This is a genomic window from Actinosynnema sp. NPDC023794 (genome assembly GCF_040639675.1).
GTDB classification, from domain to species: domain Bacteria; phylum Actinomycetota; class Actinomycetes; order Mycobacteriales; family Pseudonocardiaceae; genus Actinosynnema; species Actinosynnema luteola.
Map to the genome: position 1 here is coordinate 100,645 of NZ_JBFAFR010000029.1, position 10,831 is coordinate 111,475.

The 10,831-nt window shown below is 70.9% G+C and carries 5 protein-coding genes and 1 tRNA gene; 3 read left to right on the forward strand and 3 right to left on the reverse strand.

The window, feature by feature from the left end; genetic code table 11:
• Positions 1–284: 284 nt before the first annotated feature.
• A tRNA-Arg gene (locus AB0H12_RS36425) sits at positions 285–356 on the reverse strand.
• Between the two features lie 131 nt (positions 357–487).
• On the opposite strand from AB0H12_RS36425, the gene AB0H12_RS36430 reads away from it, so the two are divergent.
• On the forward strand, positions 488–2,017 hold the full coding sequence (locus tag AB0H12_RS36430; RefSeq protein ID WP_499629085.1) for an SDR family oxidoreductase: 1,530 nt from the start codon (positions 488–490) through the stop codon (positions 2,015–2,017).
• 43 nt (positions 2,018–2,060) lie between these two features.
• Positions 2,061–2,969 (forward strand): cation diffusion facilitator family transporter, encoded by a 909-nt coding sequence (locus AB0H12_RS36435; protein WP_499629087.1) that lies wholly within the window; start codon positions 2,061–2,063, stop codon positions 2,967–2,969.
• A gap of 11 nt (positions 2,970–2,980) precedes the next feature.
• On the opposite strand, the gene AB0H12_RS36440 is transcribed toward AB0H12_RS36435, so the two are convergent.
• Complete coding sequence (locus AB0H12_RS36440) at positions 2,981–7,240, reverse strand: GH92 family glycosyl hydrolase (RefSeq protein ID WP_499629090.1); 4,260 nt, start codon at positions 7,238–7,240, stop codon at positions 2,981–2,983.
• A 178-nt stretch (positions 7,241–7,418) separates the two neighbouring features.
• Between AB0H12_RS36440 and AB0H12_RS36445 the strand changes: the two genes are divergently transcribed.
• Complete coding sequence (locus AB0H12_RS36445) at positions 7,419–8,564, forward strand: ROK family transcriptional regulator (RefSeq protein WP_499629098.1); 1,146 nt, start codon at positions 7,419–7,421, stop codon at positions 8,562–8,564.
• Positions 8,565–8,777: 213 nt separating this feature from the next.
• Here AB0H12_RS36445 and AB0H12_RS36450 read toward each other — a convergent pair whose 3' ends face one another.
• Positions 8,778–10,664 (reverse strand): acyl-CoA dehydrogenase family protein, encoded by a 1,887-nt coding sequence (locus AB0H12_RS36450; protein ID WP_499629092.1) that lies wholly within the window; start codon positions 10,662–10,664, stop codon positions 8,778–8,780.
• Between the last annotated feature and the right edge of the window lie 167 nt (positions 10,665–10,831).

Here is a 10,831-nt window from a genome sequence, read left to right on the forward strand (position 1 = left end):
AGCAGCACCGCCTTGGTTCAAGTGCTGCGGTGTGCCGGTACGTACCGCCTCGGGAGGGGGTGCCGCGATCGGTGTGGGACAGGTTCGACACCCCTGGCAGGCACGCCCTACGACCTGCGGCACGCGGCGGCGTGGCTCAACGGCGAGTGCCCGCGGTGACGGTCGCGGAGTGGGCGGGACACTCGGTCGAGATGCTGCTCGAGATCTGCGCCACGTGCCTGCACGAGTAAGGCCCTTGACCGCTTCGCGCTGGTCAAGGGCCTTTTCGTGCTGTTCAAGCGATGTGCCCCCGGCAGGATTCGAACCTGCGCTCCCGCCTCCGGAGGGCGGTGCTCTATCCCCTGAGCTACGGGGGCCGCAGCTACGGGTGGAAGCTTAGCGTACTGCGGACGGTTGGTTTCACCCCCTACCCTCTTCGGTTGTGGAGTCGGGGCGCGAGGGCGTGGTTCGGAACGGTGACCTGCGGATTCGGGTGTCGCAGGGTGGGGTGGCCGGGGCGGTTCCCGTGGTGTTGGCGCACGGGTTCCCCGACACGTCCGCGGTGTGGGACGGGGTGGTGCGGGAGCTCGAGAAGCGGTTCTGGGTGGTTCGGTACGACGTGAGGGGGGCTGGGGGGTCGGACGCGCCGCGCGGGGGTGGGAGCCAGGGGTACCGGCTGGAGCGGCTGGTCGAGGATCTCGTGGCGGTGGTGGGGGCGGTGGGTGGGCCGGTTCACCTCGTCGGGCACGACTGGGGGTCCTTGCAGGGTTGGGCGGCGGTTGCGGCTCGGCCCGAGTTGTTCCTGTCGTTCACCAGCATCTCCGGGCCGGATCTGGGGCACCTCGGCGACTGGGTCAGGCGCAATCGCCTGCGGCCGGTCAAGGTGGCGAGGGTGCTGGGGAAGTCCTGGTACATCGCCGGGTTCAAGGTGCCCGGTGCGGCGGAGCTGGTGTGGCGGGTGCCCGCGGTCCGGAAGTGGTTGCGGGCGGGACGGCGGGAGTTGGTCAACGGGTTGGGGATGTACCGGGCCAACGTGGGCCAGGGGCGGAAGCCGGAGAAGGTCTCGGTGCGGGTTCACCAGATCGAGTTGACCAAGGACCCGTACGTGCGGCGGGAGCACCTGGAGGCGGCGGAGCCCTGGGTCGAGCACCTCACGCGGAGCAGGATCCATGCCGGGCACTGGGCGCCGCGGACGCACCCGGAGCTGGTCGCACGGCACATCGCGGACGCCGTCGACGGCAAGCGGCGGAGGCGGCTCGTGGTCATCACGGGGGCGGGGAGCGGGATCGGCAGGGCCACGGCCGTGGCCTTCGGGCGACAGGGCGCCGAGGTGGTCGTGCTCGACGTCGACGACGGGAAGGCCCGGGAGACGGCCGAGCTGGTCGGCGGGCACGCGTACCGGGTCGACGTGGCGGATCCGGCCGCGGTGAGGGCGGTGGCGGAGGAGGTCGAGGCACGGCACGGTGTGCCCGACGTGGTGATGGCGAACGCCGGCATCGGGCTGGCCGGGTCGTTCCTCCGCACGTCGGAGGAGGACTGGCGGCGGGTCGTGGACGTCAACCTCTGGGGCGTCGTGCACACGCTGAGGGCCTTCGCGCCGCGGATGGTCGACCGGGGTGAAGGCGGCACCCTCGTCGTCACGGCGTCCGCCGCGGGCTACTTCCCGACCGCCGCGCTGTCCGCCTACTCCACCACGAAGGCCGCCGTCCTGATGCTCGCCCAGTGCCTGGACGCCGAGCTGCGCGACCACGGCGTCAACGTCACCGCGATCTGCCCCGGCATCGTCGACACCGACATCACCAAGACGTTCACGTTCGCCGGCTCGACCCCGGCTGAGCAGGACGAACAGCGTCAGAAGGCGACGAAGGCCTACCGGCGGCGCGGCTTCGGGCCGGAGAGGGTCGCCGCCGAGGTGCTCAAGGCGGTGGACAGCGGCAGATCGGTGGTACCCGTCACGGTGGAAGCGAGAGCGGCGCACCTGGGCAACCGGATCGCACCCGACCTGGTCCGCGCCTTGGGCCGGTTGTGGCGCCCCTGACACTCGAGTTGCACTCATGCGCATGTGACTATATGTTCCGCTCATGGGTCACGGACACGGCCACGGTGTGTCGTCGGGGAGCGCCAAGCACCTCGGCCGGCTGTGGCTCGCCTTCGGTATCGGCGCGGCGTTCATGGTGCTGGAGTTCGTCGTCGGCATCGCCACCGGCTCGCTGGCCCTGATCTCCGACGCGGCCCACATGCTCACCGACGTGCTGGGCGTCGGGCTGGCGCTGGCCGCCATCGTGCTGGCCCGCCGCGCGCGAACGGGCGGCAGCCGCACGTTCGGCCTCTACCGGGCCGAGGTGCTGGCCGCGCTGGCCAACGCCGTGCTGCTGTTCGGCGTGGCCGGTTACGTCGTGTACGAAGCCGTGGGGCGGTTCGGCAACCCGCCCGAGGTGCCCGGCCTGCCCGTCGTGCTGGCCGCCACCGCGGGCCTCGCGGCCAACGTCGTCTCGTTCTTCCTGCTCCGGCAGGGCGCGAAGGACAGCATCAACGTCCGCGGCGCGTACCTGGAAGTCCTGGCCGACCTCATCGGGTCGGTCGGCGTGCTCGTCAGCGGCGTCGTCACGCTGGTCTTCGGCTGGCGCTACGCCGACCCGGTCATGGGTGTCGCGATCGGCCTGTTCGTCCTACCGCGCACGTACAAGCTGGCCGCGAGCGCGCTGCGGATCCTCTTCCAGCACGCCCCGGAACGCCTGGACGTCGCCGAGGTGCAGGCCGACCTGAGCCGCCTGCCCGGCGTGGCCGAGGCGCACGACCTGCACGTCTGGACGCTCACGTCGGGCATGGAGGTCGCCTCCGCGCACCTCACCACCCGCGACCACGTGGACCCGGCCGACGTGCTGCGCGCCGCGCAGGCGCTGCTGGCCGAGCGCTACCACATCGAGCACGCCACGCTCCAGGTCGAACCAGGAGATTCCGCGCGCAGGTGCCGCGAAATCTCCTGGTGACCCTCGAGGACCTACAGCCCGGCGCACTGACCCGTCTTGGGCCCGCTCGCCGAGTTCACCCATCCGTTGTTCACCGGTTCGGGGTTGCTCCCGGTGCACGACAGCGGCCCGCCGACGGTGTTGCCCGCGACGACCGTGCCGCCCTTGTTGTCCACCAGCCGCACGGGCCCACCGACGGACACCCGTTCCAGTGACACCCGGCCGGTCGTCCCGGTCACGTTCACCGGCCCGCCGACCGACGTCTCCACCAGCACGACCGCCGCCGCGCCGGTGGCGTTCACCGGACCGTCGACCCGCCCGCCGAACACGTACAGCGACGCGCCCGCCGCCACCGTCACCGGACCGGTCACGGTGGCGCCGTCCACGCACGTCACGCCCGACTCCACGCGCAACGCCCCGACGTGCTCACCGGTCACCGAGCACGTCACGAACGGCTTGGCCAGCAGCTCGAACTCCGCCAGCGTCACCGAGGCCGGGAACTCCAGCCGGTAGTGCCGGTAGTGCCCCGGTCGCGCGATCTTGAACGCCCGCGTCTGCTGCCGCCACGCGAACGCCTCACCGGACCGCTCGTCCACCGTCGTCCAGTTCGTCCCGTCGTACGAGCCCTTCAGCACCCACGAGGTCGGGTCACCCGCACCCTTGCCCGACGTCAACGTGTAGAACGTCGCGTCCTCCTTCTTCGAGGGCAGGTCCACCTGCAACCACGACAGCGCGCCGGACGTCTGCGAGGTGTTGTCCACCAACGACGCGGGCGCCCCGGTCACCGTCCCCGACGGCGTCACGTCCCGCAGGGGAGCGGGAGCCGAGGAACCCGTGGTCAACGACGGCGGCGCGGCGTCCGGACCCGTGGCCCAGCGCGACGGCGACGACCCCATCTCGAAGTCCAGCACGCCACCGTTCGCGATCTCCGCGTGCGGCAGGTGCGACTTGTCCCACTTCTTCCCGTTGACCTTCAACGACCGCACGTAGATGTTCTCCGCGGAGTTGGCCGGCGCGTTGATCACGAGCGAGCGCCCGTTGTCCAGCCGCACGGTCATCTTCTTGAACAGCGGCGACCCGATCGCGTACGAGGCGTTGCCCATCTGCAGCGGGTAGAAGCCCATCGCGCTGAACAGCCACCACGCCGACTGCTCGCCGTTGTCCTCGTCGCCGGGGTAGCCCTGGCCGATCTCGCTGCCCAGGTAGAGCCGGGACAGGATCTCGCGCACCTTCTCCTGCGTCTTCCACGGCTGACCGGCGTAGTCGTACATGTACGTGATGTGGTGCGACACCTGGTTGGAGTGGCCCAGCTGCCCCATCCGCACGTCGCGCGCCTCGGTCATCTCGTGGATCACGCCGCCGTACGAGCCGGGGAACTTCGCCGTCTCCGGCGTGGCGAAGAACTCGTCGAGCTTCTTCGCCAACCCGTCCCGGCCGCCGTACAGGTTCGCCAGGCCCTGCCCGTCGTGCGGCACCGAGAACGCCATGTTCCAGCCGTCGGTCTCGGTGTAGTCGTGGCCCCACTCGCGCGGGTCGTACTCGTCGGTGGGCACGCGCCACGTGCCGTCGGGGTTGCGGCCCTGGAAGAAGCCCGTCGACGGGTCGAACATGTGGATGTAGTTCTGCGCCCGGTTCGAGAAGTACTCGTGCGACGCCAGGTACTGCGCGTCGCCGGTCTTCTCGTGCAGCGCCTTCGCCATGTTCGCGATGCCGTAGTCGTTGACGTAGCCCTCGATCGCCCACGACATGCCCTCGCCGGTGGCGGTGGACGTGTAGCCGGTGAAGATCGAGGTGTCCAGGCCCTTGCGGCCGACGCCCGCGTTCGGCGGCGCGACCGTCGCGTTCTTCACCGCCGCGTCGTAGGCGGCCTTGGCGTCGGGTAGCGGAACCCCCTTCACGAACGCGTCCGCGAACGCCACGTCGGAGCTCGTGCCGGTCATCAGGTTCGCGTAACCGGGCGAGGACCAGCGCGAGATCCACCCGCCGTCCCGGTACTGCTGCACGAACCCGTCGGCCAGCTCGGCCGCCTTGCCGGGCGTCAACAGGCTGTACGCGGGCCACGTGGTCCGGTAGGTGTCCCAGAACCCGTTGTTGACGTAGACCTTGCCGTCCACGACCTTCGCGCCGGTCTTCGTGGGCGTGGACGGCCCGGCGGGCTGCACGGGCGACGCGTACTGGTACTTGGGCGCGTCGGCGGTGCCGGTGTTCTCGAAGCCCGAGTTCGGGTAGAGGTAGAGCCGGTAGAGGTTGGAGTACAGCGTGGTCAGCTGGTCCTCCGACGCGCCTTCCACCTCGACCACGCCCAGCACGCGGTCCCACGCCTGCTGCGCCCGGTCGCGCACCGAGTCGAACGTGTCCGAGGCGGACACCTCCAGCTCCAGGTTGCGCTTCGCCTGGTCGACGCCCAGCAACGACGTGGCGATCTTCATCGTCACGGTCTTGTCGCCGGAGGTGTCGAACTGGAAGAAGCCCGCCACGTCGTCGCGGCCCGCGCCGGTCAGCCGACCGCTGGACTTGACCGGCTTGTCCACCACGCCGTACACGAACAGCCGCGTCGCGCCGGTCGACAGGCCGCTCTTGACGTCGGAGAAGCCCGTCACCACGCCGGTCGCCGGGTCGAGCGTGAGCCCGCCGCTGTTGTTGACGTTGTCGAACACCAGGTTCGAGGTGTCGTCCACGAACGTGAAGCGGAACAGCGCGGCGTGGTCGGTCGGCGCGATCTCGGTGCGCATCCCGTTCTCGAACCGCACGCCGTAGTAGTGCGCCTTGGCGATCTCGTTCTCGTGCTTGAACGGCAGCGCGCGCTCGGCCCGGTCGGCGGTCGGCGTGCCGACGGTCGGCATCACCTGGAACGTCTGCCGGTCACCCATCCACGGGCTGGGCTCGTGGCTCGCGGTGAACGCCTGCAACGTCGGCAGGTTGTCCCGGTTGTTGTTCTTCGCGTACTCGTACAGCCAGCTGATCGAGCCCGCGTTGGTCATGGGCGACCAGAAGTTGAAGCCGTGCGGCACCGCGGTGGCGGGGAAGTTGTTGCCCCGCGAGAACGAGCCGCTGGAGTTCGTGCCGCGGGTGGTCAGCACCCAGTCGGACGGGCGCGGCCGTTCGACCACGACCGGCGCGGACCTCACCTCGATGTCGTCGACCCAGCCGTTGAACCCGGCCGGTCCCTTCGGGTTGTCGTAGGCCACCAGGATCCGCTTGATCGTCTTGCCCGCGGCCACCGCTCCGATGACGGAGGCGATCCGGTTCCACTGGTTGGTGTAGAGCGACTTCGCCGCGCCCTGGCCGCGCGGTGACAGCTCGAACCCGTGCTGGTCGCGCGCGCCGAGGTCGCTGAGGTAGGTGCCGTCGGCGAACGCGAGGTCGAGCGAGACGAACGTGGCCGGGTAGTTCAGGTCGTCCGTGGTGAACGACGGGAAGATCAGGTACGACAGCTCGGTGGTCGACGTGACCGGGATGTCGACGTCGAAGACCTTGTTGTACGAGTACCCGCGGCCCTCGACGCGGTGCGTGCCCTGGTACCGCAGCGCCTTCACGCCGGTGAACCCGGCGCCCGCCTTGGCGTTGTACCCGCCGTTGGCCCCCTTGCCCACGGTGGTGCGCATGTTCTTCGCGGGTGGGGTGGTGGAGCCGTCGGAGAACTGCACCTCGGCCAGCTGGATGAGGTTCACGCCGCCGGCGGTCGCCGAGATGTCGAGCTGGTAGTGCTTGAACGCATCGGTGTTGGCGAGGTCGTAGACCTTGGTCTGGAACCGCTCGGCGAACGTCTCGCCGGTGCGCGCGTCGACCGGGGTCCACGTCGTGCCGTCGTGGGAGCCGCGCAGCGTCCAGTCCTTCGGGTCGCGCTCGGGCGCGTCGTTGGCCGACGACATCGCGTAGCGCTTGACCGCGACGGGCTCGGTGAAGGTGAACCGCGCCCAGCCGGTCGGCGTGAAGGTGAGCCACTTCGACGCCACGTTGGCGTCGACCAGGTTGGCCGCGACCTCGCCGGCGCCGGAGTTCTCGGAGTTGGCCACGACGTCGACCACGCGGTCGGTGACGTTGCCGGGGATGCCGGTGGAGTCGGAGCCGTCGACGCCCGACGTCTTCTCCTTGCCGTCCGGGCCGGTCTCCACGGTGCTCGTCCAGGTCGGCAGCGGCTGCCCGTCCTCGAACGAGGTGGCGAAGAGCGTCTCGCTCACGGTTGGCTCCCCCGGTGCGGCGGTCGCGGAGGTCCAGCCTCCCACGCTCCCCAGCGCCAGTGCGATGGTCGAGACGACCACCAGCGATCTCCTGCCCCGCATGTGCCCCATTGCGCACGCCCTTCGCCCATACCGACCCGATCTTCAGCGAAGCAAAGGGGGAGCTGACATCGTTGTCAAGGGCGGCCGCGCAACTTGTCCGCAAGCCTGTCCGGATGCTGCTCCACCCGATCTACACTCACTCACCGTGACGGCCCCGAACCCGCCCCAGGTGGGCACCCCCGCGGGGATGCGCGTGCTCAACCAGCGCGCGGTGCTCGACCGTCTGCGCGACGGCGGTCCGGCGACGAGGCCGCAGCTCGCCAAGGACACCGGCCTGTCGAAGCCGACCGTCGGCCAGGCGTTGCTCGACCTGGAGCAGCACGGCCTGGTGCGCCCCATCGGCCGCACGTCGGCGGGACCGGGCCGGTCGGCCGTGGTCTACGAGCCCAACCCCGCGGCGGGGCACGTGCTCGGCGTCGACATCGGCAGGCAGCGGATCCGGGTGGCGGTGGCGGACCTGGCCGGTTCGGTGATCGCGCGGTCCGACGAGCGCAACCGGTGCCGTTCGGCGACGGCCCTGGTCCGCACGGTGCGGGAGCTGGCCGAGCGGACGGCGTCCGACGCCGGGCTGTCGCCGGCCGACCTGGTGGTGAAGGTCGTCGGCACGCCCGGCGTGCCCGATCCGCGCGACCGGACCCTGCGCCACGCGCCGAACCTGCCCGGCTGGGAACGGCCGGGCCTGCTGGACGACCTGGAGGCCGAGCTGGGCGCGGGCCTGGTCGTGGAGAACGACGCGAACCTGGCCGCCGTCGGCGAGCAGGCCTACGGGGTGGCACGCGACGTCGACGTGTTCGTGTGCCTCACCGTCGGCACCGGGATCGGCATGGGGATCGTGGTGGACGGCCGGCTGTTCCGCGGCGCGCACGGCGCGGCGGGCGAGGTCGGCTACCTGCCCTACACGGGTCAGTCCGAGGAGGACGGACGGCAGCGCGGTCAGGTCGAGGCCGCCGCGGCGGCGGAATCCGTGGTGGCGCTGGCGAAGCGGCGCGGGCTGGCGGCGCGGTCGGCGCGGGAGGTGTTCGCGGCGGCGAGGGCCGGTGACGGACGGGCGTTGCTCGCGGTGCGCGACGAGGCGGAGCGGCTGGCGTTCGTGGTGGCGTCGGTGGTGGCGGTGATCGACCCCGAGCTGGTGGTGCTCGGCGGCGGCATCGGCAGCAACACCGACCTGCTGCAGGAGCCGGTGGAGGCCGCGCTGCGGCGGATGACGCCGCTCGTGCCGCGGATCGTGGCGGGCGAGCTGGGTGACGGCGCGGTGCTCAGCGGCGCCATCGCGATCGGGTTGCGGTCGGCGCGCGAGCTCGGTTTCGACCGTCGCGGCAGTGTGACTCTCTGAGAGTAGTCGAGTGACTCTCACCTGCTGATTCACTCGAAAGTCGTAGGTCTCAACTCGCCAGTAACGACGTAGCGTGAACGGAACCTCCTCCTGGAGGGTGTGTTTGTTCCTTCCGCTAGTTAGGGGAGTCGAAAGGGGAGTACGGGGGACGTGGTCCCCTTTCGACCGTGCCACGGGGCAGGTGCCGCGCCCGCAAACACCTGCCCCGTGTAACTATGTCGAGCGGTGGACGTTCTTCGCGGTGGACGCCCGGTGCGCCGAGTCCGCGATCCACGGTCCCGGGCCGGACGGGTCCAGCACCCCTTCCTCCAGCCAGGTGAACCGGCCGTCCAGGACGTGCCGGGCCAGCCTCGCGTCCGAGTCGTCGCAGTTGCGCCACAACCGGTCGAACAGCTCGTCCACCCGCACCCGCGCCTGCGCGGCGAACGCGTCCGCCACCTCGACCGCCCGGTCGCCGTCCGCCACCGCCTTCACGCACGCCGCGCTGATGGCGAACAGCTCCGCGCCGATGTCCACGACCCGCGCCAGGAACCGCTGCTTGCGCTCCAGCCGGCCCTGCCAGCGCGACATCGCGTAGAACGTCTGCCTGGCCAGCTTGCGGCTCGACCGCTCGACGAACCGCAGGTGACCGGCCAGCGGCCCGAACTCGGCGTAGGCGCGCGGCACCTGGCCCTTGCCGACCACCAGCGTCGGCAGCCACTTGGCGTAGAACCCGCCCGCCTTGGCCAGCGCCTGCGCCTTGCGCTTGGTGTCGGCCTCCGGGTCGATGAAGTCACCGGCGACGGCCAGGTGGGCGTCCACCGCCTCCCGTGCGATGAGCAGGTGCATGATCTCGGTCGAGCCCTCGAAGATCCGGTTGATCCGCAGGTCGCGCAGCACCTGCTCGGCGGGCACGCCGCGTTCGCCGCGGGCCGCCAGGGACGCCGCGGTCTCGTAGCCGCGCCCCCCGCGCAGCTGCACGAGCTCGTCCGCGACCAGCCAGGCCATCTCCGAGCCGTAGAGCTTGGCCAGCGCCGCCTCGATGCGGATGTCGTGCCCGCCCGCGTCGGCCAGCTCGCTGGACAGGTCGAGCACGGCCTCCAGCGCGTAGGCGGTGGCCGCGATGAAGGCGATCTTGCCCGCGATGGCCTCGTGCTCGCCGATCGGCCGGCCCCACTGCACGCGGTGCGCCGACCACTCGCGGGCGATCTTCAGGCTCCACTTCGCCGCGCCCGCGCACAGGGCGGGCAACGACAGCCGGCCGGTGTTGAGCGTGGTGAGCGCGATCTTCAGGCCCGCGCCCTCCTCGCCGATCAGGTTGGCCCTGGGCACGTGGACCTGGTGGAACCGGGTGACGCCGTTCTCCAGGCCGCGCAGGCCCATGAACTCGTTGCGGTTCTCCACCGTGATGCCGGGCGAGTCGGCCTCGACCACGAACGCGCTGATGCCCTTGCCCGGCACCTGCGCCATCACCACCAGCAGGTCGGCCACCACGCCGTTGGTCGTCCACAGCTTCACGCCGTCGAGCACGTAGCCGTCGTCGGTGGGCGTGGCCGTGGTGCCGAGGCGGGCCGGGTCGCTGCCCACGTCCGGCTCGGTGAGCAGGAACGCGCTGATCTCGCCGGTCGCGCAGCGGGGCAGGTACTCCCGCTTCTGCTCGTCCGTGCCGAACATCGCCAGCGGCTGCGGCACGCCGATGGACTGGTGCGCGGACAGCATCGCGCCCAGCGCGGGGCTGACCGAGCCGACCATCATCAACGCCCGGTTGTAGTAGACCTGGGACAGGCCGAGGCCGCCGTACTCGCGCTTGATCTTCATGCCGAACGCGCCGAGCTGCTTGAGGCCGGTCAGCACGTGGTCGGGGATGAGGGCGTCGCGCTCGATCTCCGCGCCGTCCACGGAGTGCTCGCAGAACTCGCGCAGGGCGGCGAGGAAGGTCTCGCCGCGCTCGCGGTCCTCGGCCGAGCCGCTGGGGTGGGGGTGGATCAGGTCGAGGCGGAAGTGGCCGAGGAAGAGCTCGCGGCCGAAGCTGGGGTGGCGCCACCGGGTCTCGCGGGCCTGTTCCGCGACCTTGCGCGCGGTGCGCTCGTCGACGTGCCGATCGGGATCCACTGCGGTCATCGCTGACCTCCGTGTTGGATTGCCGCTGCTCCGCAGACCACGACCTCGCGGAGGGGGTCTTCCACGCTACTACCGGCGGGTAGCCCCAACCGGGTGACGCGAAACGGCGGGTGGGTCGCCCGGCGCCGGGCGACCCACCCGCCCTCAGCGGGTCCTGCTGTGCCGAG

What these genes read in the sequence shown, in the direction of transcription:
- AB0H12_RS36435 (WP_499629087.1), top strand. Translation starts at nt 2,061, where the DNA reads ATGGGTCACGGACACGGCCACGGTGTGTCGTCGGGGAGCGCCAAGCAC.
- AB0H12_RS36440 (WP_499629090.1), bottom strand. Translation starts at nt 7,240, where the DNA reads ATGGGGCACATGCGGGGCAGGAGATCGCTGGTGGTCGTCTCGACCATC.
- AB0H12_RS36445 (WP_499629098.1), top strand. Translation starts at nt 7,419, where the DNA reads ATGCGCGTGCTCAACCAGCGCGCGGTGCTCGACCGTCTGCGCGACGGC.
- AB0H12_RS36450 (WP_499629092.1), bottom strand. Translation starts at nt 10,664, where the DNA reads ATGACCGCAGTGGATCCCGATCGGCACGTCGACGAGCGCACCGCGCGC.